The sequence below is a fragment of the Alcaligenes sp. WGS1538 genome, assembly GCF_043187505.1.
GTDB lineage: Bacteria > Pseudomonadota > Gammaproteobacteria > Burkholderiales > Burkholderiaceae_B > Alcaligenes.
In genome coordinates, this window is the sequence record NZ_CP171109.1 from 1,626,742 (window position 1) to 1,650,915 (window position 24,174).

The following is a 24,174-nucleotide window of genomic DNA, read 5'->3' on the forward strand; positions in this document are numbered from 1 at the left end:
TTACTCCTTCAGTTGGAGCATTCGGGGCGTCGAGGCCAATGATTTCAGTGCTTTCGATACTGCCTGACGTTCGATGCCCAGTTTTCGCGCTATCTCCGACTGGTTGAGTCCATCCCACTGGAGTATCAGTATTTGCTTTTTGCGGTCTGATAGCTTCGAGTCCACCATCAAGCGCGCCTGGTTGCGCAGCTCTCCTTTGTCGGCCGACTGTACGGTCTGGCTCAACATGAGGTGGTAGAAGTAGCGATCCACCAGCGGGTCGCCAGAGGCGGCCTGCGGCGTGGCACGCTTCGCGCACTGACGGTTGAGCCGGTCAAGTTCGAGGTTGAATTGCGCGAGGGATCGCTTTGCTTGCCTATAAGCGGGGTTCCGGCTGCCATTCGCCAGGATGGGTCTATGCCTGGCGCAGTACTGATGGCTGAGTTCGAGTTTCTTGCGGTCTTGCAGTTCTATGTCATTGACTTGCTCGTCAGCGACCGTTGCCATGAAGTCGGCGAATTCGGTCAGCTCTCCGCACAGTTCGCAAAAGCCGTGTTTACGTTGCGCGTTTAGATTGACGCCAGTTGTGGTGGTCGATTTTTTCGGGCGCTTGCACGCGCAGTCCCAAACCAGGCTGGTTAGCGATTCGACGGTTGCAACAAAGCGCTGATCCCTTGAATCCTGCCTGTCCACTGTCTTGATGAAATGGCGCAGTAACTGTCGTTGCAGGCGAACCATCGTATCAAACCCGACCAATCGAATGGTCTCGCTGAAGTCCATTCCCGCCCCGACGCCGGAGACGAAGCCCGAATAGCGTGCGGGGAGGGCGTTCATGTAGGTGGCTACGGCGGGATCAATGACTTCCTGTATCAATCGCACGATGGGGTAGCGCCGCGAGGCAGTGGAGTAAGGGCGCCAGCGATCCTGAAAGCGTTCGATGGCTTCCGATATGTCGGGGTCGCATCCTTCCCAGATGGTTATGGTCTGCTCTTTTTTCATGGCGTCAACCTCTTTGGGTAATTATAAGGCTGTCGCAGTATGAATTGCTAGGCACCATAAGGCACTCGTTAGCAATTGGAGGCCGGGCCATGCAGGCAGCAACCAGCAAAATACTCATTAACAGAAAAAAGCTCCTGGAGATCATTCCGCTCTCGACGCGAACCATCTACAACCTGGAGCAGCGAGGGGAGTTTCCACGCCGTATCGCCCTCACATGCAGGAATGTCGCATGGGATTTATCGGAAGTCGAAGAATGGATCGAAGCGCGTAAGTCGTCGGGTATTCAGGCTGATCGGCCCGGCGACGTGAGGGGTTGATATGGCCCTTGATCTGATGGTGGCGTTCACCGAGCCGCCGCCGCCGATTGATTACGTTTTACCAAATATGGTTGCCGGCACGGTTGGCGCACTGGTGTCGCCTGGCGGTGCAGGCAAGTCCATGCTGATCCTGCAATTGGCTGCGCAGATTGCCGGCGGCCCTGATCTGCTGGAAGTAGGTGAGCTGCCCACCGGCGCGGTGGTGTACCTGCCAGCCGAAGATCCACCCGTCGCGATTCATCACCGCTTGCACGCCCTGGGCGCACACCTTACCGCTGCGCAGCGGCAAGCCGTGGCGGATGGCTTGCTGATTGAGCCGCTGATCGGCAGATGTCCCAACATCATGGCCCGTGATTGGTTCGATGGCCTCAAACGGGCTGCCGAGGGTCATCGTCTGATGGTTCTGGATACCCTTCGCCGTTTCCATATCGAGGAGGAGAACGCCAGCGGGCCTATGGCGCAGGTCATTGGTCGCATGGAGGCCATAGCCGCCGAGACTGGCTGCTCCATTGTGTTTCTGCACCACGCCAATAAGGGCGCGGCGATGGCGGGTGCTGGCGATCAACAGCAGGCCAGCCGTGGATCATCGGTGCTGGTCGATAACATCCGCTGGCAGTCGTACCTGTCCGGTATGACGCAGGCCGAGGCCGAGGAGTGGGGTGTTGATGAAGGGCAGCGGGGGTTCTTCGTCCGCTATGGCGTCAGCAAAGCAAACTACGGTGCACCCTTTCAGGAATGTTGGTTCCGGCGGCACGAGGGCGGCGTTCTCAAGCCGGCTGTACTTGAACGACAGAAGCGCCAGTCACCCGCGAAGCTGAAATCCGTAGCGAGGGGCGGCAATGACAACTGGTAATCAGGTCGCCCCGACCAGCACGGCATTGCAGGCCCGAGTGATGATCTATCAGCCCAGCCAGCGCCCACGGGAACGTGCCGGACAGTGGATAGACACCGGTTTCGGTCGATGCCGTGTAACCGGCAGGCTGGGTCAGCGTCATGCCGATATTGTGGAATCCATGTTGTACGTGGCGGAACGCCGCCGCGAAATATCGGACGGCGGCATCGAACTGCTGATTGATCCGGCGAAGCTGCGCCGGATGCTATCCGATCACCAGTACAGCCACGACCGCATCAAGAAGCTGCTGACCGACCTGCGGGCTGCCACGGTAGAAATCGTGACGCCGGAAATGGAGAGCACCGGTGACAGCATCATTGGCGGTCTGGTTGATCACGTTAGGCCATCACCTATGACCCGCCGTGATCCGCTCACCGGCGGCGAGCGCCATTTGTGGCGCGTCCGGCTGGGCGTTGCCCTGGTGATGCTGCTGGAAAGGGATTTGTCTTTGTACTACCCGCCTGCCCCCATTGCCCGGCTGCAACACGGGATCAGTCAGGCGCTTGCACGGCATGTGCTCACCCACAGACACGATCCGGCAGGAGGCTGGCACCTGGATACCTTGATTCGTGCCGTAGGAGGCGAGGCGGTCAACAGCATGATGCTGCGAAATTATCGGCGACGGCTGAAGGACGATGCCGCCGGGTTGATCGAAATCGGCATCGAAATAGATGCCGCAGACAGGGTAAAGCGTGTCACAGCGGCCCGATAGCGTGCCACACCGGCCCGAGGGCGTGTCACAGCGGCCCGGAAGCGTGCCACAGCGGCCCGATATTTTGCGGTTTTGGCAGGATATTCAGGATATTTCAGGATATCCAGGCGGTGTAACCGCCCGCTTGAGGCGGGCGCTTGCACCGTGTCGATCAAGCCCTGGCGGGCTTGCTCAATCGGCCAGAGGCCGATGGTTGAACGCCAAGAAGAGGGGGGCGCCGGATCGTTGGCAACGCTCCGCCTTGGTCACGGCCCCTCAAGTGTCAATAACACCCCAGCGCGCCCCTCAAGTGTCAATAGCGGCCTCTATGAAGATCGCAGGTTCATGCCGCGTTTATTGACATATGAGGGGCAGATGAAAGTAGTTCATTTCCTTGGCATTCAACTTTGTGTTTCGAGCAGTGAGCTACGCAGCAGGAGAGAAAAATGCAGATCACCGTCAACAGCAGTGTCCTCAAGGAACTGGACTACATCGTTGAACTGCGCCGTACTCACGGCGCCCCAAATCCGATGGACAGCGTAGACGCATTGATTGGCTTCGTGTTGGCCAGTGTTGCGGATGGTAGCCGCCGGCCCGGCTCGTGGGAGCGTGGAATGCTTGAGCAGATGGGGCTGATTGCCGATTGCGACGAGCATTACACCTACCGTGCGCGGTACGGAAACGAGGTGGAGGAATGAGGGGCCGGCAGACACGCAACAGCGTCTTTCTCCCCTTGGCGTTCAACGTGTTTTTTCGGATGTGTGGAAAGCGCAAGGAAGGTGTCGGTTTTATGCGGTGGAAAGCGAAAGGAAACCGGCTGGAAAGTCCGGTTTTATCGCGATTCGGCAGCGATTTTTCACGATTACAGCGCGACTCTGCCGATTGTGCGGCGATTGCTGAGCAATCGCAGATCAATAGCAATGAAATAGCGGCGGATTCCAACTTGAGTACGCGCAGAAAACGCGGTGGTGATGCGGGCAGGATGTGTGAAGTAGGCCCACCCGCAAGCGGGTTGTCCTTCTTCACTTGCCCTTATTCGCACCTGGCGGTGCTCAACGGGAATCCTGCTCTGCGAGGCCGTTTTCAGCCGTAGGCCGGAGGATGAATGGACGACGAAAAGAAAATCACGCGCAAAAACAGTCCGCCCATCAAGGTGTACTGCCTGCCCGAAGAGCGGGCCGAGATCGAGGCGAACGCCAGGAGGGCGGGGATCAGCGTTGCACACTACCTGCGCGAAGTAGGTCAGGGCTACCAGATCAAGGGCGTCATGGATTACCGGTACGTGCGCGAGCTGGTGCGAGTCAATGGTGACCTGGGCAGGCTGGGCGGCTTGCTCAAGCTATGGCTGACCGACGACCCGCGCACGGCCCGCTTCGGTGATGCCACGATTCTTGCCCTGCTGGGACGGATCGAGACTACCCAGGAAGAAATGAGCCGGCTGATGAAATCCGTGGTGCAGCCGAGGGCCGAGTCTTGAAAATTTTAGCCGCTAAAAAATCGGAGGCTGGCTGATGATCGCCAAGCACGTACCCATGCGTTCGCTGGGCAAGTCCGACTTTGCCGGCCTGATGAACTACGTCACTGACGTGCAAAACAAGGATCATCGGCTGGGTCAGGTGCAGGTCACCAACTGCGATGCTGTGTCGGTGCGGGACGCCATCACCGAGATTCTGGCGACCCAGCACACGAACACGCGGGCCAAGGGCGACAAGACCTATCACCTGATCGTCAGCTTCCGTGCCGGCGAACAGCCCGATGTTGACACCTTGCGGGCGGTTGAGGAACGCATCTCCACCGGGCTGGGCTACCGTGAACACCAGCGTGTCAGTGCCGTTCACAACGATACCGACAACCTGCATATCCATATCGCCATCAACAAGATTCACCCGACGCGGCACACGATGCACGAACCCTATTACCCGCACCTGGCACTTGCTGACCTTTGCACGGCTCTGGAGCGGGAATACGGACTGGAACCCGACAATCACCAGCCCCACCAGCGCGAGGCGGCATCGAGGGCGGCGGATATGGAGCGTCATGCCGGCGTCGAAAGCCTGGTGGGTTGGATCAAGCGCGAATGTCTGGAAGAGATCAAGGCGGCACAGTCCTGGGGGGAACTGCACCAGGTCATGCGTGACAACGGTCTGGAAATGACGCCAAGGGGTAACGGTCTGGTGATCCGGGCCGATGACGGCACGATGGTCAAGCCCAGCACCGTGTCGCGGGAGCTGTCTAAACCCGCCTTGGAAAAGCGACTGGGAGCCTTTGAAGCATCGCCGGAGCAGGGGGAGCGGAAACAGGCCAAGCGGGAATATCAGAAGAAGCCGGTACGGTCACGTGCTGACACCACAGAACTTTATGCCAGGTACAAGGACGAGCAGAAAAATCTGACCGCCGCCAGGGGCGAGGCGCTGGCGGCAGCGAAGCGGCGCAAAGATCGGGCCGTGGCCGATGCGAAGCAGAAGGCGGCGACCAGGCGGGCGGCGATCAAGTTGGTCGGCGGTGGGCGGGTATCCAAGAAGCTGTTGTATTCACAGGCCAGCGCGACGCTACGGGCCGAGCTGGACGGGATACACAAGGACTACACCAGGGAACGAGAACAGCTTTACGAAGGCCACCAGCGTCGCCAGTGGGCCGACTGGCTCAAGCAGGAGGCCACTCAGGGCAACAGCGAGGCGCTGGCCGCCTTGCGTGCCCGAGAGGCGGCCCAGGGCTTGAAAGGCAACACCTTGGCGGCCCAGGGCAAGGCGAAGCCTGGCCATGCGCCGGTGATCGACAGCATCACCAAGAAGGGCGTCATCATTTACCGCGCTGGGCGAAGCGCCGTGCGCGATGATGGCGACCGGCTGCAAGTCTCGACAGGAGCCGACCGGGCCGGTGTGGTGGAAGCCTTGAGGCTGGCCGCCGAGCGATACGGCGACCGTATCACCGTCAATGGCACTACCGAGTTCAAGGCGCAAGCAATCCGGGCGGCTGTGGATGGCAGGCTGGCCATCACGTTTGCCGATCCGGCCCTGGAGAAGCGCCGCCAGGCGCTGCTGCAAGACAATTTCAGCGCGACCAGAAAGCCGGGTGTTCCTGGTGTTGGGAAAGCGCCGCCGCCGGTGGCCCGGGCTGGCCGCTTGCGGTCATTGGCCCAGGCCGAAACATTGCAGATCGAGGCGGTAGCGGTTACGCAGCAAAGGCCGGCATCTGCACCAACGCCCGCGCCGAGTGAGCTGGCGCGTCGCAAAGTCAAGCTACAAGCCGAGTTGAGCGCCAAGAAAGAAAACGCGAACCAGCGCAAGGGGCGTGGTCGGTAGCCCTTGATATGCTTGAATGCAGTTTGTATAATTGATTTCACAGCAATCAACAGGAGGTTGCAGGCATGAGAGCAGTCACGATCAGGAATGTGCCGGAAGAGGTGCATCGAGCCATTCGGGTCAGGGCGGCGCAGAACGGCCGTACCTTGCAAGCCGAGATGTGCGACATATTGGCTACCGCCGTGAAACCGGAAGGCCGGGTAAAGCTGGGCGATCTGCTGGCAGACATCGGGCGCAAGGTGAAATTGACCGACGAAGAAATGGCGGTTTTTGACCGTGACCATTCACCCGCCCGCGCAGCGAATTTTGAATGATTCTGCTGGATACAAACGTCATATCGGAGCAGTTTCGAGCCGTACCCGATGAACCAGTGATCGACTGGTTGAATCGTCAGCCGCTGGAAACGCTTTATCTGGCATCCATGACCGTGGCTGAACTGCGGGCTGGTGTTGCCCTGATGCCCGCAGGTAAGCGCCGGACAGTGCTCAGTGACAACATCGAACACCAGGTATTGCCGGTATTTGTGGGCCGGGTGTTGCCGTTTGATATGGCTTGCACACGTGCCTATGCCGATGTGCTGGCAGCCGCTCGCAAGGCCGGCAGCGGCATTGAGGCGGCTGATGCCGTCATCGCGGCGATTGCCCTGGATAACGGCTTCAGCGTGGCGACAAGGGACGTAAGCCCGTTCCTGGCGGCGGGCGTGAACGTCATCAACCCTTGGAAAGATCAAGAGTAAAGCAGTCATTCGTGCAGGGTTGCACGACACACACCGATCTCAACAAAAAATTGCAAGGGCGTGACGGTGTCGCCCGGGCGGGTACCTTGGCAGATTTTGGCGAACTGCCACGTGATGGCCCAACCCCACAGAAACACGTGGGGCAGATTAGCCGCAATAGCTAACTCATCACATCGAGAGGTACTCGGCCATGAAACCTGTCCGTTTTTTAGCGGCTAAAACCGCGCTTGCCGCCGTCCTGGCTGGCAGCATCATCACATCGACGCACGCCGGCATACCCGTCATCGACGGCGGCAACCTGACGCAAAACGTCATGACGGCCATCGAGTCGGTGGCGCAGACGCTCAAGCAGATCGAGCAATACCAGACCCAGCTTCAGCAGTACGAAAACCAGCTCCAGAATACGGCTGCGCCGGCGGCTTATATCTGGGATCAGGCGCAGTCCACCATCAATGGGCTGATGAACGCGGTCAACACGCTGGACTACTACAGGAACCAGCTTGGCAGCGTCGATGCGTACCTGGGCAAGTTCCAGGACGTAGCCTATTACCGTGGTTCGCCATGCTTCTCGGCCTCTGGCTGCTCGGATGCCGAACGCGCCGCGATGGAGCAAAACCGCAGCCTGGCAAGCGAAAGCCAGAAGAAGGCGAATGACGCTCTTTTCAAGGGCCTTGAGCAACAGCAGCGCAACCTGACCGCTGACGCTCGCCAGCTCGAACGGCTTCAGTCGGCCGCGCAGGGTGCGACCGGCCAGATGCAGGCCGTCGGCTTCGCCAATCAGCTTTCCGCCAACCAGGCGAACCAGCTTCTGCAAATCCGTGGTCTTCTGATTGCGCAGCAGAGCGCCGCGACCGCCCGGATGCAAGCGCAGGCCGACCTTGAGGCGCAGCAGCAGGCCGCCGGTTCGACTTCCAGGGAATCCAGGATCGAGCGCACGGCCAACCCAAAAAACTGGCTCGAACTGACCCGCTGACGGAGGCCCCGCACCATGAAGAAAACGATGCTGCTTGTCGGCCTCGTGGCGGTGCTGGTGGCTGGCTGCGACAACAAGCCGGCCATCCCGCCCATGCCCGAGGTCAATGACACCAATTGCCAGATCGAGGCGATCAAGAAGATTGAGGACAGGGCCACACGCGAGAAATTCGCCGGGCTGTGCTCGCGCCGGTCGCCGGCTGCCGGCGGCATCGCGCCGACCGAGAAGCCTATGAACTGGCTCGAACTGGCCGACCCGAAAGACCAGGAGGCGAAGCCATGAAAGCACTGCACAAGGCGGCGCTGATCGGTGTCATCCTCGCACTTTATTCCACCGCCGCATCGGCCCAGCTCACCAATCAGGGGATGCTCGATCAGGTAGTAACGGAGTTCGCCACGCGGGCCACATCCTGGCAGACGGTGGTGATGAATGCCGCGATGTTCCTGTTCTGGACGCTGGGCACGATCTCGCTGGTTTTCACGTTCGGCTTCATGGCGCTGCGCAAGGCCGACATTGGCGAGTTCTTCGCGGAGTTCGTCAGGTTCATCCTGTTCTTTGGCTTCTTCCTCTGGCTGTTGCGCAACGGCCCGGCCTTCGCCAGTTCGATCATTCAGTCACTGGCCCGGATCGGTGAACAGGCATCCGGGGTGGCCTCGGTGACACCCTCGGGCATCGTGGATATCGGCTTCATGATCCTGAAGCAGGCCCTTGGAAATTCGTCGGTCTGGTCACCCGTGGATAGCTTCATTGGTGTGGCGCTGAGCATCGGCATTCTTGTCCTACTGGCCGTCATCGCCGTGAATATGCTGCTGTTGCTCGTGTCGGCCTGGCTGCTGATGTACGCCGGCATCTTCTTCCTCGGCTTTGGCGGGTCGCGTTGGACTTCCGATATGGCGATCAACTACTACAAGACCGTGCTGGGGGTGGCCGTGCAGATCATGACGATGGTGCTGTTGGTCGGCATCGGCAACGATTTGCTGTCCAGCTTTTACGCCAGGATGAACACCGGCACGCTGAATTTTGAAGAGCTGGGCGTGATGCTGGTTTTCTGCGTCGCGTTGCTGATGCTGGTCAATCGCGTTCCCCCTCTGGTCGCCGGCATCATTACCGGATCGGGCGTCGGGGGTGCTGGCGGCATTGGCAACTTTGGGGCGGGCGCGGCGATGGGCGCAGCGATGGCAGCGGCAGGTATGGCCACAGGCGGCGCGGCGATGGCTGGCAAGGCCATAATTAGCGGAGCAGCAGGTGCTACGGGTGGTGCGTCAGCCATTCAGGCGGCGTTTCAGAAAGCGTCGGCCAGCATGAGTACCGGCGGGGATATGCCCAGCATGGGATCGGTCATGGGTGGCAACTCGGGTGCTGGCAGCCGTGGTGGTGCAGCCGGCACGGCCGGTAGCTCGCCGTTTGCACAGGCCGCCGGCATTGGCGGAAGCGATTCCGGCTCAAGCGGCGGCAGTTTTGCCAGGGCCGCGAAACTGGCCACAGGCACGGCATCGGAGTTGGCCAAACGTGCCGGCTCCCAAATGAAGCAAGGATTTCAGGAGCGCGTGAATGAAACGGCGGGCGGGAAGGTGGCCGCCTCGATCCGCGAAAGCATGGAGTCAAAAGAAACGGGCCAGTTCGAGGGCAACAGTCTGGGCGGCACCCAAGGCAATGACGAAGTGGCCTCAGTCGTGAACCGTGACACCGATAACAACGAAGGCAGGAGCTAAACCCATGACAACACCCTATATGGCCGCATTGGCGGCCTTGGATGAACGCCAAGAGGAAGTTCAGGAATTTGTTTCCCCGCTGGGCGATCAATCGACTGAGGTTGATGCGGCAGCAGAAACAGCGGCTTTTGTGGCGCGGCCAGACCCTGCACGAGGGATCGAACCCAAGTCGGTCAGCATCGAGGTAAAGGGCGGCAGTAATCAACGGTCAGCATTCGCTGAGGCGGCGGGGCTGTACCTGTAGGCGCACCGGGCGGGCCGGTAACCCGCCCGGTACTTTCAATCAACACCTGTCTGAGAGGTGAATCATGACAACACAGCATCTTATCGAACCGGGCCAGGTCGTGCACCAGGCGGCCGCTATCCTTGCTTCCTTGGAGTACATCGACCAGGGCGCGGCGCGGCGCATGGGGCCGGTGGCCGAGGCCGTGGCGAATGCTTTCATGGTGGTGTACTACCAGGCCGAAACAGGCCGTGCGACTCGGAATGACTTCTGCGAAGCCCTGGAGGCAATTCGCCGATCTTTGCCGCAGGCGTAGCCCGGCGGGGCAGGTAAGAATAATAAGAAGATTATTATTCTTACCGTCTTACCCAGCCCGGCAGTAACTACGAGAGCGGCCAGGTGGCCGCTTTCTGCTATTCAATCCCGTATCTGATCTTCGCCTGGGCAGCGATTTCGCGGGCGTGTTCAACATAGGCCACGTCACCAGTGGCCTCAGCGTGGGCCAGATACGCATGTATGGCTTCCGCGCTTTGCAAGTCCTCGACCAACAATTCGCGGCCAACGGCTGGCGTATCGGCCCATTCGCGTTCTTCTGGCGGCAGTGGATACGCGCCGGCGGACGTGGCCTCGGCCAGCACATCGTCCGCGTTCAGCTCGACCAACAGCTCGGCCACGGAGCCAGCCCGCGTCACGCGGCCGGCGCGGCTGTCTTCAATTGCTTCCTCGGTTTCCTTCTTGCCCATGTCGGCTCCTTGTGGTGACTGTTCATCAAACGGTGGTTTTCTGAACGGGGAACACACCGCATTTTTCTATCGTGAAAAGTCGTTAACGAGTGTTAATATAACCGTCAATTTTTCAATGTCCTGATTGCGTCCATGAATCAACGTATAGGGTACGCCCGCGTATCTACCGATGATCAGCACCTAGATCTGCAGCGCGACGCGCTCATGCAGGCTGGATGCGGCGTGATCTACGAGGAAGCGGCTAGCGGCAAGAGCGCAGCACGTCCTGAGCTTGAGCAGTGTCGCAAGGCGCTGCGGGTCGGAGACACCCTGGTGGTATGGCGGTTGGATCGACTCGGGCGCAGCCTACCCGACCTTGTTCATGTCGTGAACGATCTTGAGCAGCGTGGCGTCGGTTTTGAAAGTTTGACAGAAAAAATCGAAACAAGCAGTGCGGCGGGAAAGCTGATTTTCCATGTGTTTGCTGCGCTTGCCGAATTCGAGCGTGGCTTGATTCGGGAGAGGACGCATGCAGGCCTAGCTGCCGCTCGTGCCAGAGGTCGTGTCGGTGGACGCAAGCCAAAGCTGGAGGAGAAACAAGTGAGGGAGATCAAAGCCCTTTTACGCGATCCTGACATTCAGGTCTCGGAAGTGGCGCGTCGGTACGGAATCTCTCGCACCACGCTCTACAAGTATGCAGGGGTGATTAAGCCTCGCGAAAAAAATAGTCAGAAGTGAGCGAAGGCGTCCATGAAGCTAATCCAAAACACCGGAACACAGCGCGTCATCGACTTGATGAGGCCCTACCTCAAGCACGGCAACCGGCTCGACTGTGTAACGCCTTCGTTTTCTCTCTACGCCTTCGCAGAAATCCGGGAGGCGTTGTCCGCTCTGGATCGAGTCCAATTGATCGTGCCTCCCGATAACGAGGCGCTCGAACTCCTGGGCACGGAGGGCGACCGTGCTGCGCGCAATCGTCTGCAGGCACGTTGGCTGGCCAATCAGTGCGCGAAATGGATCAGCGAGACAGTGGAGCTTCGGCGGGCATCAAGGTCGGTGCCACAGGGGGCTGCTGTCATGCGCGGCCCGGACGGGGTACCTGCACAAGTGGTTCTGGGCTCCTTTGCCTTCAACACGTCTGGCCTTGGCCTGACGCCGGGCAACCCGCTGAACCTGATCCAGGCATCAGAAACGGCCGACGAAGCCGCGCAGCTCGCCCAATGGTTCGATCACCAGTGGGCAGCCTTGCAAACTGCTGCTTCAACCGACTCCGAGGGTCAGGGAGAAGAGCACGAATCTGTTCTTGAGGCGTTGCGAGCCATTGGCGAACACCGTGACCCGTTCACCATCTACACCTTGATGCTGCACCGCTTGTTTCAGGACAGCGGTGACGAGATGGATGAGGAGCGCATCGTCAAGTCTGCCACCGGCATCCGCAATGCCGTGGTGTGGAAAAAGCTCTTCAAGTTTCAGCGCGATGGTGTGGTGGGTGCCATCGACAAGCTGAACCGCTTTGGCGGCTGCATCATTGCTGACAGCGTGGGGCTGGGTAAAACCTTCGAAGCCCTGGCCATCATCAAATATCACGAACTGCGCAACGACCGCGTGCTGGTGCTGGCGCCCAAACGCCTGCGCGACAACTGGACGCTTTACAAGGCTAACGACAAGCGCAACATCCTTGCGGCTGATCGGTTCAACTACGACGTGCTCAACCACACCGACCTGTCGCGTGATGGCGGCCTGTCGGGTGACATCGACCTGTCTCATGTGAACTGGGGCAATTACGACCTGGTGGTGATCGACGAGTCGCACAATTTCCGCAACAAGGCCACGCACAAAGGCAAAGAATCGCGCTACGACCGCCTGATGCGACGCATCATCCGTGAGGGCGTCAAGACCCGCGTGCTGATGCTCTCCGCCACACCGGTGAACAACCGCTTGGCCGACCTGCGCAACCAGATTGCCTTTGTCACCGAAGGCGATGACACCGCCCTGTTGGAGCATGGCATCGCCAGCATCGAGGCCACAACCCGCAAGGCGCAGGAGCAATTCAATCGCTGGCTGGCGCTGGACGACGCTGAAAAGACCCCCGGTCAGTTGGTAGAAATGCTGGGTTTTGACTACTTCACCCTGTTGGACCATCTCACCATTGCCCGCTCCAGGCGGCATGTGGAGAAGTACTACGGCACCAGCGAAACAGGCCGCTTCCCCGACCGACTGCCGCCCATCAACATCAAGGCCGACGTGGACCTTGCGGGCGAATTCCGTGCCATCCGCGACATCAACCAGGAAATCCGTCGGCTCACGCTCGCCAGCTACGCGCCGCTGCGCTATGTGCTGCCTCACAAGCAAGCCGCCTACGACGCCAAGTACAGCACCCAGGTGCGTGGTGGCGAAAGCTTCTTCCGCCAGGTGGATCGTGAGGAAAGCCTGATCCACCTGCTGCGCGTGAACGTGCTCAAACGCATGGAAAGCTGCGTGGCGGCCTTCACCCTGACCGTGCAGCGCCAACTCAAGGATGTAGAGAACACGCTGGCACGCATCGAATCCCATGCCGAAGCACTGGAGGAAATCGACATTGCCGACGTCGATATCGACGACCCGGCGTTTGAGACCTTGCTGGTCGGCCGCAAAGTCAAGGTGCTGCTGGGCGACGTGGATCTGATCCGCTGGAAGCAGGACCTACTGGAAGACCGCAACCGCCTGGCGACTCTGCTGGCTGCAGCGCGCCAAGTGGATGCCGCCCGTGATGCCAAGCTGGCGGCCTTGCGCGACATGATTGCCCGCAAATGCGCCGAACCCATCAACACCCACGACGGCAAAGCCAACCGCAAGATCATCGTGTTCACCGCCTTCTCGGACACGGCGCACTATCTCTACGCCCAACTTGCCTCTTGGGCCAGGGATACGCAGGGCATGCACGCGGCGGTCGTTACCGGCAGTGCCGGCATTCAGGCCACCTTGCCGGGTCTGCGCAAAAACATGGGGGATGTGCTTTCAGCCTTCGCGCCGCGCGCCAAGGAGCGTCCGCAAGAGATGGCGGATGAAGGCGAGATCGACCTGCTGATCGCCACCGACTGCATCTCCGAGGGGCAGAACCTCCAGGACTGCGACTGGCTGATCAACTACGACATCCACTGGAACCCGGTGCGCATCATCCAGCGCTTCGGGCGTATCGACCGCATAGGCTCGCCCAACCAACGCATCCAGCTCGTGAACTTCTGGCCCAACATGGAACTGGAGGAATACATCAATCTGGAACAGCGCGTCAGCGGCCGAATGGTGCTGCTCGATGTCTCGGCCACCGGCGAAGAAAACCTGATCGAGCAACAGTCCGGCAACGCCATGAACGATCTGGAGTACCGGCGCAAGCAACTGCTCAAGCTGCAGGACACGGTGATCGACATGGAAGATCTGTCCACCGGCGTGGCGATCACCGACCTCACCCTGACCGACTTCCGCATCGACCTCGCGCAGTTCCTTAAAAGCCACCCCGGCAAGCTCGACACCCAGCCGCTGGGGGCTTTTGCGGTCACCACCACGCTGGATGCCGACATTCCCCCTGGCGTGATCTTTTGCCTGCAAGCCTGCGGCCCGACGGCAAAATCCGCCGCGTCGTCCGACTACCCGCTCGCGCCGCACTACCTGGTGCATGTCGGCGATGACGGACACGTATTACTGCCCTACCCGCAGGCCAAGCGCATCCTGGATCGCCTCAAGCGCCTGGCGCTGGGGCGCGAACGGCCGGATGACAGTGCCTGCGCGCGCTTCGATAAGGCAACCAAAGGCGGCGAGGACATGCGCCACGCCCAGAAGCTGCTCGCGGCGGCCGTGGCATCCGTCGCCGGCAAGCATGAGGAACGGGCCGTTGCCAGCCTCTTCACACCTGGCGGCACGCACGCCATGAAAGGTGAGTTCGCCGGAAGTGGCGACTTCGAGGTGGTTGCATTCCTGATTGTGTTGCCCGAAAGCGAGGCCGCATGACACCAATGACTGCCACCGTCATCGCTGCTTTGCAAATCCCCGACAGCGCACGGGTGGATCAGCGCGTGCCCAAGAAGCTGTTGTTGGAGAACGGTGCGCCCACGGCATCCGACAAGCGTCTGATCACGGACGCGATTGAAGAAATCCAGTGGCTTGCCGCACTCAAGCCCAACACCATTGGCGTACCCAGCTACCGGGACGCGCAGCGTGAATACCTGGAAATCGCCGTGCTGGCCGTGACCCTGCGTGGCACCGTCAAGCCCGCCAGCCTTTCGCGTCTCGCCGAATTGGCGCATCGGGCCGTGCCGTATCCCGTGTTGCTGCTGATGCAAGGTCCGCTATTTACCCTTTCGCTGGCGCACAAACGCTGGGCGCAGAACGAGGCAGGCAAGGTCGTGCTTGATGGCGATCCAGCGTCTGTTTCGCTGTCCCGCATCACCGAAGATGCCGCCGCAGTGGAAGACTCAATAGTCCCCGAGACCGAGCGCGCCTTCGTGCAGTCTCTGTCGATAGCGCGCCAGCCCCAGACCACGCTGCATGCCCTGTACCAGGGCTGGATGGCATGCGTGTGGGCCTTGCAGGCTGCACGGCTGATGGGCACCTACCAGGCTGAAACAACCCCGGAACAAGCGGCTGCCCGGTGGCAGGCGCTGGCTGATTGTGAGCGACTGGAGAACGAGATCGGCCGCCTGCGAGCACAAGCCGCCAAGGAAAAACAACTGGCGCGCCAGGTGGAACTGAACCTGACGCTCAAGCGCATCCAGGCCGAACTGGCCGCTGCGCGCCTGAAACTCTGAAACAGCCAGCGTTGAAGATTGAACGAATGACGGAGAAGACCATGGAAAAACTCACGGCAGCCAGCCCCGAAGCCCAGTCCGCCGACTTGGTGGCAGCAAATATCGAACAGCTCAAGGCGCTGTTTCCGAAGCTGATCACCGAGGGCGCGAACGGCGTGGCCGTGAACGTGGACGTGCTCAAGGCGCTGGTGGGCGATGCCACTGTCACCGATGCCGACGAGAAGTACGGTCTCAACTGGCACGGCAAGCGTCGTGCCCGCCAACTGGCGCTCACGCCCAGTACCGGCACCCTGCGCCCCTGCCCGGAAGACAGCGTGGACTGGGATACCACGCAGAACCTGATGATCGAGGGCGACAACCTCGAAGTGCTCAAGCTGCTGCAAAAAAGCTATGCCGGCAAGGTCAAACTGATTTACATCGATCCGCCGTACAACACCGGCAAGGATTTTGTGTACCCGGACAATTTTCAGGACAACATCAAGAACTATCTGGAATTGACTGGCCAAATTGAAGGCGGGCAGAAAATCAGCAGCAATACCGAAACCAGTGGGCGGTTTCATACGGATTGGCTGAATATGATGTATCCGCGATTGAAGCTGGCAAGAAATCTACTCCGTGATGACGGAGCGATCTTCATCACCATCGACGATAACGAGGGTTTTCATGTTCGGCAGATGCTCGATGAAATCTTTGGTCAAGAGAACTTCGTTGCTAACGTGGTGTGGAATCACACGAAGCAAAGCAAGAATGACGAAAGATATTTTTCTAGACACCATAATCAAGTCCTCGTGGTTCGCAAGAGCGAGCGCCTTGAGAACTTTCGGTTTGATCGAACAGAAGAAAACAACCGAAATTACTCAAATCCGGATAACGATCCGCGAGGCGAGTGGCGAGCTGGCGATGTAAGAAGTCCCAATTATAGGGAAACGCTGCGCTTTCCTATTGTCACCCCATCTGGCAAAGAGATTCCACCGCCAGACAATGGCTGGCGGTGGAGTGAGGCGAGCATTAAGGAGAAGATTGCGTCGGGCGAAATTGTCTTTGCGGACGACGAAGCTAGGATCATTCGCAAGATCTATCTCGCCGACCAAGAAGGAAGAACCCCCGAAAATCTTTGGTTGGCCGAGTTTGCAGGCACTACGCGCCAAGCCAATGGAGAACTGAAGGAGCTGTTCGGGGATGTTCCCTTTGATACACCGAAGCCTGTGAGTCTTGGTGAGAAGACTCTCACACTAGCGACAGACACTCTAGCGCAGGACCTAGTTCTTGATTTCTTCGCTGGCTCCGGCACCACCGGTCATGCCGTCATGGCACAAAACGCTGCCGATGGCGGCAATCGCCGCTATGTGTTGGTACAGTTGCCCGAGCCACTGGATGCAGACGATAAGGATCAGAAAGTGGCAGCCGAGTTCTGCGACCGGCTGGGTAAGCCGCGCACCATCGCTGAGCTAACCAAGGAACGTCTGCGCCGCGCCGGAGTCAAGGTCAAAGCCGACAACCCCGACTGGCAGGGCGACACTGGCTTCCGCGTCTTCAAGCTCGACACCTCCAATATCCGCGCCTGGAATCCGAAGCCGGATGACCTGGAAGCCACACTGCTCGACCATCAGGATCACCTGCTCGAAGGCCGCAGCGAGGCTGATGTGCTTTACGAACTGCTGCTCAAACTCGGCCTCGACCTGTGCGTGCCCATCGAAAAGCGCAGCATCGAATGGCTGGATGTGCATGCCGTGGGCGGCGGCGTGCTGCTGGCCTGCCTGGCCGAAAAAATCACCCATGAGCAGGTGGAGCCACTCGCCCAAGGCATCATTGCCTGGCACAAGGAGCTGGCACCGGCTGGCCCGGCTGGCAAAGAAAGCACCTGCGTGTTCCGCGACAGCGCCTTTGCCGATGACGTAGCCAAAACCAATATGGCCGCCATCCTGCAGCAGCACGGCATTGCCAACGTGCGCAGTCTTTAAGGAGATCAGCGATGCAAGTTACAAGAATCAAGCTGAAAAACTGGCGCAACTTCAGAGTATTTGATGCGCCGATGCGTGATGTAACTTATATCCTCGGCCCAAACGCTTCCGGCAAATCCAACTTACTGGATGTGTTCCGTTTCTTGCGTGATGTCAGTAAACCCGCAGGGGGTGGGCTTCAGGCTGCGGTGCTCGGCCGGGGCGGGATCAGCAAGCTGCGCTGTCTTCATGCACGCCGTGACCCGGAGGTATGCATTGAGGTGGAGCTGTCAGACTCTCCGGATGATGAAGTTCCCAAATGGCGTTATGTGCTGGGGTTCAAATCGGAAGGTAAGGGTGCGCAACGTATTCTGGTATCCAAGGAAGAGGTTTGGCGCGAAGGTAAGCAGTTATTTTCGAGACCTGATAAGGACGACAACAAGGATTCTGTTCTGCTGACTCAAACGCGCCTTGAGCAAATTGCTGCCAATGCAGAGTTCAGGGAGCTTGCAGAGTTCTTCGGTTCGATCACCTACTTGCATCTGGTGCCGCAGCTGTTGAAGTTCGCGGATCAGTTGGGTGGTCGACCTTTGGAAAATGATCCGTTTGGTCAGAGTTTTCTGGAGCGGATCTCCAAAACAACGGAACGTGTCAGAAATACGCGATTGAAGAAGATCGGTGAAGCATTGACATTGGCCGTGCCGCAATTCAAGGAGCTGCGGTTCGTCAAGGACGATTCAGGTCATCCTCATCTGGAAGCCCTGTATTCGCATCACAGGCCCAACGCCGGATGGCAATCAGAAGAGCATTTTTCTGATGGAACCTTGCGGCTGCTTGGGCTGTTGTGGGCGCTGCTCGATGGAAGTTCCATGCTGCTGCTCGAGGAGCCGGAAATCTCACTCAATGATGCAGTAGTTAAAGAAATACCGCTCATCATTCAGCGCCTGCAAAAGAACCGCAAACCAAAGCGGCAAGTGCTGATCAGTACCCATAGCGAGGCACTGCTCAGTAATCCGGGGATCGATGGCCGTGGGGTTCTGCTGCTGGAAGCCACGGCTGATGGTTCAATCGGGCGAACCCTGAAGGAGGATGAAGCGTCAGCACTCGAAGCAGGGCTATCTGTAGCCGAGGTGGTACTGCCAAAGACACGCCCCAGTTCTGTCAATCAGCTGGGGTTGTGGGAATGACATCGGTTGCTTTGGCCACTGAAGATGAACTCAGTGAGGCGGTAGGTATAAAGCTGTTATCAGAACATCCGGTTTTGACAGAAACCTCGCCGATGCTGCTGAGAAAAAATGGTTTCGGGTACTTGCGCTCACGCATGGACAGCTGGCGACAGATGGCCAACCGCCAGGTTGTGGTTGTTTTGACCGATTTGGACAGGCTGGCCTGCCCATTGATACTGCTTGACGACTGGCTGGGTGCTGATCGGAAACACCCCGAAAATCTGCTGTTGCGCATTGCCGAACGAGAGGTTGAGTCATGGCTACTTGCGGATCACGAAGCACTTGGAAAGCTGCTGGGCAGTAAAGCACGATTTCCGGTACAACCGGATACTCTGCCAGACCCCAAGCAGCATCTGCTAGGACTGGCTCAAAGAGCACCCAGAGCGGTTAGGGAAGATTTGGTTGCTCAGCAAGGAGCCGTTGCCAGGCAGGGGATTGGCTATAACCGCCGCTTGGTGGACTGGGTGCAGGCCGAGTGGTCTCCGGAAAGAGCCGCGGGCCGCTCACCAAGCCTTTCGCGGGCCAGAAATGCCATGCGCAAGGCTGCTCATAGAGTGATGCAGGCCAACTAGCCATTTTGTGGAGTCTGAAATCTGTTTCAGACTCCACAAATGTGTTTGTGTCAGTTGCAGACTCCACAAAAAACAGGAAAGCGTATGAAGCTGCACTTTGAACCCAATCTCGACTACCAGATGCAGGCCATCGAGGCCGTGTGTGACCTGTTCCGTGGTCAGGAGGTCTGCCGCACCGAATTTACGGTGAGCATGAAGCTGCCCGATGAAGCGCAGATGTCACTGGGCGTGGCGCAGTCCGACCTGGGCGTTGGCAACCGCTTGACCCTGCTGGACGATGAACTGCTCAAGAATCTTGCGGACATCCAGTTGCGTGGTGGCCTGCCGCCCTCTGGTTCGTTGACTTCCGGTGATTTCACGGTGGAAATGGAGACCGGCACCGGCAAGACCTATGTGTACCTGCGCACGATCTTCGAGCTGAACAAGCGCTACGGCTTCAGCAAGTTCGTGATCGTGGTGCCGTCGGTGGCGATCAAGGAAGGTGTCTACAAAACCCTGCAAATCACCGAGGAACACTTCAAGGGGCTCTACGCGGGCGTGCCTTTCGATTACTTTCTGTACGACTCGGCCAAGCTCGGCCAAGTGCGCAACTTTGCTACCAGTTCCAACATCCAGATCATGGTCGTCACCGTCGGTGCCATCAACAAGAAGGATGTGAACAATCTCTACAAGGACAGCGAAAAAACCGGCGGCGAAAAGCCCATCGACCTGATCAAGGCCACCCGGCCCATCGTGATCGTGGACGAGCCGCAAAGCGTGGACGGCGGCCTGACGGGGGCGGGCAAGACCGCGCTGGACGCAATGAATCCGCTGTGCACGCTGCGCTACTCCGCCACCCATGTGGACAAGCATCACATGGTGTTCCGCCTGGATGCCGTGGATGCCTATGAGCGCAAGCTGGTCAAGCAGATCGAGGTGGCCTCGGCCACGGTGGAGGACGCGCACAACAAGCCGTTCGTGCGCCTGGTGAAGGTGGAAAACAAGCGCGGCCGCATCAGCGCCAAGGTTGAGCTGGATAAACAGACCGCCACTGGCGTGCAAAGGGTTGAGGTGACGGTCAGCGATGGCGACGACCTCCAGCAGAGCGCCGATGGCCGCGCGATCTACGCCGATTTTCGGGTGGGCGAGATCAATACGGCCAAGGGCGAAGAATTCATGGAGCTGCGCTACCCCGGCGGCGAGGTATTTTTGCAGCCAGGTCAGGCCCACGGTGATGTGGATGCGCTGGCCGTGCAACGCGAGATGATCCGCCGCACGATCCGCGAGCACCTGGACAAGGAGATGCGCCTGCGCCCGTTGGGGATCAAGGTGTTGAGCTTGTTCTTCATCGACGCGGTGGACAAGTACCGTCAGTACGATGGGGACGGCCAGCCGATCAAGGGCGTGTATGCGCAGATGTTCGAGGAGGAATATCGCCGTGCCGCCAAATTGCCGGCCTACCAGAGCTTGTTTGCCGAGATCGACCTGGCGTCCGCCGCCGAGGAGGTGCACAACGGCTATTTCTCCATCGACAAGAAGGGCGGCTGGACCGACACCGCCGAGAACAATGCGGGCAACCGGGAGAATGCCGAGCGCGCCTACAACCTGATCATGAAGGAGAAGGAGAAGCTGTTGTCGTTCAGCACGCCGCTGAAGTTCATCTTTTCCCACTCAGCGCTGAAGGAAGGCTGGGACAACCCCAACGTGTTCCAGATTTGCACCTTGCGCGACATTCAGACCGAGCGCGAGCGCCGCCAGACCATTGGCCGTGGCCTGCGCCTGTGCGTCAACCAGGATGGCGAGCGGGTACGTGGCTTCGAGGTCAACACCCTGACCGTGGTGGCCACGGAAAACTACGAACAGTTTGCAGAGAACCTGCAGAAGGAAATCGAGAAAGACACAGGCATCCGCTTTGGCATCGTGGAGCAGCACCAATTTGCCGCCATTGCCGTGACTGGCGCTGATGGGCATGCCGCACCGCTGGGCATCGAGCAATCGAAGGCACTGTGGGAGCACTTGAAAGCCGCCGGCCATATTGACGCCAAGGGCAAGGTGCAGGATTCACTGAAAACGGCACTGAAGAACGGCACTTTGGAACTGCCGGCCGAGTTTGATGCGCAGAAAGCCCAGATTGCTGAAGTGCTGCGCAAGGTGTCTGGCCGGCTGGACATCAAGAATGCCGATGAGCGCAGGCAAGTGCCGCTGCGCAAGGGTAAGGATGGCAAGGTCGTTTATCTGAGCGACGAGTTCAAGGCACTGTGGGACCGCATCAAGCACCAGACAACGTACCGCGTGCAGTTCGACAACGCCAAGCTGGTGACGGATTGCATCGCAGCATTGCAGAAGGCCCCGGTGATTGCCAAGGCACGGCTGCAATGGCGCAAGGCCGACATCTCTATCGGCAAGGCGGGTGTCGCCGCGACGGAAAAAGCGGGTGCGGCGACCGTGGTGCTGGACGAGGCGGATATCGAGCTGCCGGATTTGCTGACAGATCTGCAAGACCGCACCCAGCTCACCCGCCGCACCATCGTCAGCATTCTGACGGGAAGCGGCCGCCTTCATGATTTCAAGCGCAACCCGCAGCAGTTCATCGAATTGACGGCCGAGACCATCAACCGCTGCAAGCGCTTGGCCCTGGTCGATGGCATCAAGTACCAGAAGCTCGGCGACCAGCATGTCTATGCGCAGGAGCTGTTCGAGAAGGAAGAGCTCACCGGCTATCTCAAGAACATGCTGTTGGATACCCAGAAGTCAATTTATGAGCATGTGGTGTACGACTCGTCCACCGAGCGGGATTTCGCCGATGGGCTGGAGAAGAACGGCGACATCAAGCTCTACGCCAAGCTGCCAGGCTGGTTCAAAGTGCCCACGCCACTGGGCACCTACAACCCCGACTGGGCCGTATTGGTGGAAGAGGACGGCACCCAGCACCTGTACTTTGTAGTGGAAACCAAGAGCAGCCTGTTCACCGACGACCTGCGCGACAAGGAGAGCGCCAAGATCGAATGCGGCAAGGCGCATTTCAACGCGCTGGCCGTTGGTGAGAACCCAGCCCGATATGTAGTGGCGCGCTCGGTTAGTGATCTCTTGGCCGAGGCGGCAAAGGGGTAATTTTTTCGCTGTCATGGCGAGATGAAGAAACCACCCGATCAGCAAGCGCCTCAAGCGTCCTGCAACGGATGCTTGAGGCGTACATTTTCTAGCCACTAGACCGGAAGAGTGAGTATGACGCACCTGAATCTAACCGACTCGGCCGAGCCGTGTTTCATCACCGACGGCCCGCCGTCCAATGACCTGTCGACCCCTCCGTATCGGACCATGAACCTGCCGCAAATCCTTGCGGGCCTCACCGATGACGAGTTGGCGAGGTGGCCCGGCGACCTCGCCCACGCAGAACGGGAGAAGCGGCGCAAGGCTGGAGGTTGAGCGCCATCAGAGAGTGGCTACTTTAATCTCTCTTGGCGTTGCGTGGTACTTTTCATGGCATCATAAACATGAATATAAATAAGATGTTGATGTATAAAGATATTTTTCTCTTGATGATAATAGAGTGGGAATGATCCCGCGTCCGGCATAGACCGGCATCAAAGAGCACAAAAAGACCCCCAAGCCCGCGTAACTGCGGGCTTTTTGTTTGGAAAAGCCTTGCTGTTATAGGCAGGAACACCGATATGCCTGTTGATGTGGCGCTCCAGCCGTTTGCGTCGGTGGCGCTGCATGACTCGCTCATGGAGAGTTCGAGGCTTTACAGGCAAGCGTTCACCGTCAAGCCGAGTGGAGGAACACGCGGCATTTGCCGGTTACTGAGGTTTCATGCGGGGCGGATTTTTTTTAAGGGAAAATCACCATGAACATTCAACCCTCAGGCCAGACGGATGTCCAAGAACTGCAGCGACAGGGCTTTGCGCCCGGCGCTCTGGGTATCGTTGGCAATCTGCGATTCAAGCCAGAGCAGGGCGGCACGGCGCGTGCCCCTCGTCGCGCCGTGCTTACAGGTCTGCGCGATGCGTGGACCAAATTGAAGTTTCGCTTCAATCGCGCCTCTGCTGACGTGCGAGAACAGCATGACGACATGATCCAGCGCCGCGACAACAGTCGACGCATCGGCAACATGCTGGGCCTCCTGACGGCTCGAACGAATGACCTCAAGGCTCAAGCGAGAGTCGGTCGGGAGCTGGAGCAGCTTGCCGAACTGTCGCAAGGCGATCTGGCCAATCTGCCGGGCGCGATGCAAGCCTTGTCTTTCTACATGGGTGCATTGAGGCGTAACGATCTCGATGCGTTGCGGGGCGGGGTGCTGGGGGACCGTACAGCCCGAGGGGCAGTTCTGAGTCGGATTTCGTTTGATTCCAGCGCCTGGGCGACAGGGGTGCTGTTTCAGATTTCGGATGCGGTGAATCAGCGTCTGGCTCCAGAAGTTGTGCAGGGCCCATTGTGGAACATTTACGAGCTGATGCAATTGTCCCTATCGGTGGATGTTGCACAGAAGCTGGCAGTGCAGTTGATCAGTCTGTTTCATGAAAAGAGCATGCTGCACATTTATCTTAGGACTTTGCCCGAAAGTTCCTTGGCGAGTCTTTCCCTTGTGTTTTCTCAGGGAGAGGCCGTTGGAATTAATTTGGCAGTACAGGAGGTCGCTAGCGTCAAGGAAAAGAAGCAGGTTCAAGAAATGATTCTTTATATCCGCAAAATACTGAAGCGTGAAATTTATGCGCGGCTTAGCGAACCTCTGACGGCTCTCCGCAAGAACTTGCGTCAAGCGAGCCAGGCAGGTAATCAGTTCGCCGCCTCGCAGGCTTTAATCGGCTTGGGCATTTTCATAAGCACGGCTTGGCGCACTTATAGGCAATTACCTGACACCACGATTCAAGAGGTGAGTGGCTTGGTTGAATCGAGCCTGCCTCTGTTTCGTTACATTCCGGATAATGCGGAAGGACCACTGAATGACGCATCGCTGAGCCGGCTGGATGACGTCACCGTGGAGAATCTGCGCGAGGCCGCCTGGTATCTGGGTCGATTCGGACTGGAACTGGACGAGCCTCGCGACATGCGCAGGAGACGGTTGTTCTAAGGTTGGCGCTGGCAGATGGCCGAGGGGTCGCCTCGACGAGTTGTTCAAGATGGGGGGCG

General features: G+C 58.8%; 24 protein-coding genes. 22 read left to right on the forward strand and 2 right to left on the reverse strand.

What is annotated here, in order from left to right; translation table 11 throughout:
* The gene (locus ACF3ND_RS07630; RefSeq protein WP_394065476.1) at nt 1–978 is read right to left on the reverse strand and encodes a LuxR family transcriptional regulator; all 978 of its coding nucleotides are present in this window, start codon (nt 976–978) and stop codon (nt 1–3) included.
* Between the two features lie 89 nt (nt 979–1,067).
* Here ACF3ND_RS07630 and ACF3ND_RS07635 point away from each other — a divergent pair, with 89 nt between their 5' ends.
* From ACF3ND_RS07635 to ACF3ND_RS07695, 13 genes are all read left to right on the forward strand, one after another.
* Nucleotides 1,068–1,295 carry an AlpA family transcriptional regulator gene (locus tag ACF3ND_RS07635; protein ID WP_094829810.1) on the forward strand — a complete coding sequence of 76 codons (228 nt, stop codon included), beginning with the start codon at nt 1,068–1,070 and terminating at the stop codon, nt 1,293–1,295.
* A 1-nt stretch (nt 1,296) separates the two neighbouring features.
* Complete coding sequence (locus ACF3ND_RS07640) at nt 1,297–2,148, forward strand: helicase RepA family protein (protein WP_394065477.1); 852 nt, start codon at nt 1,297–1,299, stop codon at nt 2,146–2,148.
* Nucleotides 2,135–2,899, forward strand: coding sequence for an ABC transporter ATPase (locus ACF3ND_RS07645; protein ID WP_394065478.1), 765 nt, complete (start codon nt 2,135–2,137; stop codon nt 2,897–2,899). Before ACF3ND_RS07640 ends, ACF3ND_RS07645 begins: the two co-directional genes overlap by 14 nt.
* A gap of 425 nt (nt 2,900–3,324) precedes the next feature.
* Entirely contained in the window at nt 3,325–3,576 is a 252-nt protein-coding gene (locus ACF3ND_RS07650) for a hypothetical protein (protein ID WP_394065479.1), read from the forward strand.
* Nucleotides 3,577–3,983: 407 nt separating this feature from the next.
* Nucleotides 3,984–4,355: a conjugal transfer transcriptional regulator TraJ gene (gene traJ, locus ACF3ND_RS07655; protein ID WP_394065480.1), complete on the forward strand. Its 372-nt coding sequence runs from the start codon at nt 3,984–3,986 to the stop codon at nt 4,353–4,355.
* Between the two features lie 34 nt (nt 4,356–4,389).
* Entirely contained in the window at nt 4,390–6,180 is a 1,791-nt protein-coding gene (gene traI / locus ACF3ND_RS07660) for a TraI/MobA(P) family conjugative relaxase (RefSeq protein ID WP_394065481.1), read from the forward strand.
* 65 nt (nt 6,181–6,245) lie between these two features.
* On the forward strand, nt 6,246–6,494 hold the full coding sequence (locus ACF3ND_RS07665) for an Arc family DNA-binding protein (protein WP_394065482.1): 249 nt from the start codon (nt 6,246–6,248) through the stop codon (nt 6,492–6,494).
* Nucleotides 6,491–6,916 carry a type II toxin-antitoxin system VapC family toxin gene (locus tag ACF3ND_RS07670; RefSeq protein WP_394065483.1) on the forward strand — a complete coding sequence of 142 codons (426 nt, stop codon included), beginning with the start codon at nt 6,491–6,493 and terminating at the stop codon, nt 6,914–6,916. The genes ACF3ND_RS07665 and ACF3ND_RS07670 overlap by 4 nt, the downstream gene beginning before the upstream one ends.
* Before the next feature lie 190 nt (nt 6,917–7,106).
* Complete coding sequence (trbJ, locus tag ACF3ND_RS07675) at nt 7,107–7,889, forward strand: P-type conjugative transfer protein TrbJ (protein ID WP_394065484.1); 783 nt, start codon at nt 7,107–7,109, stop codon at nt 7,887–7,889.
* Between the two features lie 15 nt (nt 7,890–7,904).
* A complete protein-coding gene (trbK, locus tag ACF3ND_RS07680; protein WP_394065485.1) occupies nt 7,905–8,171 on the forward strand; it encodes an entry exclusion lipoprotein TrbK in 267 nt (88 codons plus the stop codon).
* Complete coding sequence (gene trbL / locus ACF3ND_RS07685; RefSeq protein ID WP_394065486.1) at nt 8,168–9,601, forward strand: P-type conjugative transfer protein TrbL; 1,434 nt, start codon at nt 8,168–8,170, stop codon at nt 9,599–9,601. Before trbK ends, trbL begins: the two co-directional genes overlap by 4 nt.
* Before the next feature lie 4 nt (nt 9,602–9,605).
* On the forward strand, nt 9,606–9,845 hold the full coding sequence (locus ACF3ND_RS07690; RefSeq protein WP_394065487.1) for a hypothetical protein: 240 nt from the start codon (nt 9,606–9,608) through the stop codon (nt 9,843–9,845).
* Nucleotides 9,846–9,909: 64 nt separating this feature from the next.
* On the forward strand, nt 9,910–10,140 hold the full coding sequence (locus tag ACF3ND_RS07695) for a type I toxin-antitoxin system ptaRNA1 family toxin (RefSeq protein WP_394065488.1): 231 nt from the start codon (nt 9,910–9,912) through the stop codon (nt 10,138–10,140).
* A 97-nt stretch (nt 10,141–10,237) separates the two neighbouring features.
* On the opposite strand, the gene ACF3ND_RS07700 is transcribed toward ACF3ND_RS07695, so the two are convergent.
* Nucleotides 10,238–10,567: a transcriptional regulator gene (locus tag ACF3ND_RS07700; protein WP_394065489.1), complete on the reverse strand. Its 330-nt coding sequence runs from the start codon at nt 10,565–10,567 to the stop codon at nt 10,238–10,240.
* A 132-nt stretch (nt 10,568–10,699) separates the two neighbouring features.
* Here ACF3ND_RS07700 and ACF3ND_RS07705 point away from each other — a divergent pair, with 132 nt between their 5' ends.
* From ACF3ND_RS07705 to ACF3ND_RS07745, 9 genes are all read left to right on the forward strand, one after another.
* Nucleotides 10,700–11,284: a recombinase family protein gene (locus ACF3ND_RS07705; RefSeq protein ID WP_394065490.1), complete on the forward strand. Its 585-nt coding sequence runs from the start codon at nt 10,700–10,702 to the stop codon at nt 11,282–11,284.
* A gap of 12 nt (nt 11,285–11,296) precedes the next feature.
* A complete protein-coding gene (locus tag ACF3ND_RS07710; protein ID WP_394065491.1) occupies nt 11,297–14,530 on the forward strand; it encodes a DEAD/DEAH box helicase in 3,234 nt (1,077 codons plus the stop codon).
* Nucleotides 14,527–15,327 carry a DUF4391 domain-containing protein gene (locus ACF3ND_RS07715; RefSeq protein WP_394065492.1) on the forward strand — a complete coding sequence of 267 codons (801 nt, stop codon included), beginning with the start codon at nt 14,527–14,529 and terminating at the stop codon, nt 15,325–15,327. The genes ACF3ND_RS07710 and ACF3ND_RS07715 overlap by 4 nt, the downstream gene beginning before the upstream one ends.
* A gap of 41 nt (nt 15,328–15,368) precedes the next feature.
* Nucleotides 15,369–17,288, forward strand: coding sequence for a site-specific DNA-methyltransferase (locus ACF3ND_RS07720; RefSeq protein ID WP_394065493.1), 1,920 nt, complete (start codon nt 15,369–15,371; stop codon nt 17,286–17,288).
* Between the two features lie 11 nt (nt 17,289–17,299).
* Complete coding sequence (locus ACF3ND_RS07725; protein ID WP_394065494.1) at nt 17,300–18,454, forward strand: AAA family ATPase; 1,155 nt, start codon at nt 17,300–17,302, stop codon at nt 18,452–18,454.
* A complete protein-coding gene (locus tag ACF3ND_RS07730) occupies nt 18,451–19,065 on the forward strand; it encodes a hypothetical protein (RefSeq protein ID WP_394065495.1) in 615 nt (204 codons plus the stop codon). The genes ACF3ND_RS07725 and ACF3ND_RS07730 overlap by 4 nt, the downstream gene beginning before the upstream one ends.
* A gap of 84 nt (nt 19,066–19,149) precedes the next feature.
* Nucleotides 19,150–22,155 (forward strand): type III restriction-modification system endonuclease, encoded by a 3,006-nt coding sequence (locus ACF3ND_RS07735; RefSeq protein ID WP_394065496.1) that lies wholly within the window; start codon nt 19,150–19,152, stop codon nt 22,153–22,155.
* Between the two features lie 114 nt (nt 22,156–22,269).
* The gene (locus tag ACF3ND_RS07740) at nt 22,270–22,470 is read left to right on the forward strand and encodes a hypothetical protein (protein WP_394065497.1); all 201 of its coding nucleotides are present in this window, start codon (nt 22,270–22,272) and stop codon (nt 22,468–22,470) included.
* A gap of 421 nt (nt 22,471–22,891) precedes the next feature.
* Nucleotides 22,892–24,115 carry a hypothetical protein gene (locus ACF3ND_RS07745; protein WP_394065498.1) on the forward strand — a complete coding sequence of 408 codons (1,224 nt, stop codon included), beginning with the start codon at nt 22,892–22,894 and terminating at the stop codon, nt 24,113–24,115.
* The last annotated feature ends 59 nt before the right edge of the window (nt 24,116–24,174 follow it).

Coding starts and splice junctions, on each gene's coding strand:
- ACF3ND_RS07665 (WP_394065482.1), top strand. CDS start 6,246: ATGAGAGCAGTCACGATCAGGAATGTGCCGGAAGAGGTGCATCGAGCC.
- ACF3ND_RS07705 (WP_394065490.1), top strand. CDS start 10,700: ATGAATCAACGTATAGGGTACGCCCGCGTATCTACCGATGATCAGCAC.
- ACF3ND_RS07690 (WP_394065487.1), top strand. CDS start 9,606: ATGACAACACCCTATATGGCCGCATTGGCGGCCTTGGATGAACGCCAA.
- trbK (WP_394065485.1), top strand. CDS start 7,905: ATGAAGAAAACGATGCTGCTTGTCGGCCTCGTGGCGGTGCTGGTGGCT.
- ACF3ND_RS07715 (WP_394065492.1), top strand. CDS start 14,527: ATGACACCAATGACTGCCACCGTCATCGCTGCTTTGCAAATCCCCGAC.
- ACF3ND_RS07650 (WP_394065479.1), top strand. CDS start 3,325: ATGCAGATCACCGTCAACAGCAGTGTCCTCAAGGAACTGGACTACATC.
- ACF3ND_RS07630 (WP_394065476.1), bottom strand. CDS start 978: ATGAAAAAAGAGCAGACCATAACCATCTGGGAAGGATGCGACCCCGAC.
- trbL (WP_394065486.1), top strand. CDS start 8,168: ATGAAAGCACTGCACAAGGCGGCGCTGATCGGTGTCATCCTCGCACTT.
- ACF3ND_RS07725 (WP_394065494.1), top strand. CDS start 17,300: ATGCAAGTTACAAGAATCAAGCTGAAAAACTGGCGCAACTTCAGAGTA.
- ACF3ND_RS07740 (WP_394065497.1), top strand. CDS start 22,270: ATGACGCACCTGAATCTAACCGACTCGGCCGAGCCGTGTTTCATCACC.
- ACF3ND_RS07700 (WP_394065489.1), bottom strand. CDS start 10,567: ATGGGCAAGAAGGAAACCGAGGAAGCAATTGAAGACAGCCGCGCCGGC.
- ACF3ND_RS07730 (WP_394065495.1), top strand. CDS start 18,451: ATGACATCGGTTGCTTTGGCCACTGAAGATGAACTCAGTGAGGCGGTA.
- trbJ (WP_394065484.1), top strand. CDS start 7,107: ATGAAACCTGTCCGTTTTTTAGCGGCTAAAACCGCGCTTGCCGCCGTC.
- traI (WP_394065481.1), top strand. CDS start 4,390: ATGATCGCCAAGCACGTACCCATGCGTTCGCTGGGCAAGTCCGACTTT.
- ACF3ND_RS07635 (WP_094829810.1), top strand. CDS start 1,068: ATGCAGGCAGCAACCAGCAAAATACTCATTAACAGAAAAAAGCTCCTG.
- ACF3ND_RS07745 (WP_394065498.1), top strand. CDS start 22,892: ATGAACATTCAACCCTCAGGCCAGACGGATGTCCAAGAACTGCAGCGA.
- ACF3ND_RS07710 (WP_394065491.1), top strand. CDS start 11,297: ATGAAGCTAATCCAAAACACCGGAACACAGCGCGTCATCGACTTGATG.
- ACF3ND_RS07670 (WP_394065483.1), top strand. CDS start 6,491: ATGATTCTGCTGGATACAAACGTCATATCGGAGCAGTTTCGAGCCGTA.
- ACF3ND_RS07720 (WP_394065493.1), top strand. CDS start 15,369: ATGGAAAAACTCACGGCAGCCAGCCCCGAAGCCCAGTCCGCCGACTTG.
- ACF3ND_RS07735 (WP_394065496.1), top strand. CDS start 19,150: ATGAAGCTGCACTTTGAACCCAATCTCGACTACCAGATGCAGGCCATC.
- traJ (WP_394065480.1), top strand. CDS start 3,984: ATGGACGACGAAAAGAAAATCACGCGCAAAAACAGTCCGCCCATCAAG.
- ACF3ND_RS07640 (WP_394065477.1), top strand. CDS start 1,297: ATGGCCCTTGATCTGATGGTGGCGTTCACCGAGCCGCCGCCGCCGATT.
- ACF3ND_RS07645 (WP_394065478.1), top strand. CDS start 2,135: ATGACAACTGGTAATCAGGTCGCCCCGACCAGCACGGCATTGCAGGCC.
- ACF3ND_RS07695 (WP_394065488.1), top strand. CDS start 9,910: ATGACAACACAGCATCTTATCGAACCGGGCCAGGTCGTGCACCAGGCG.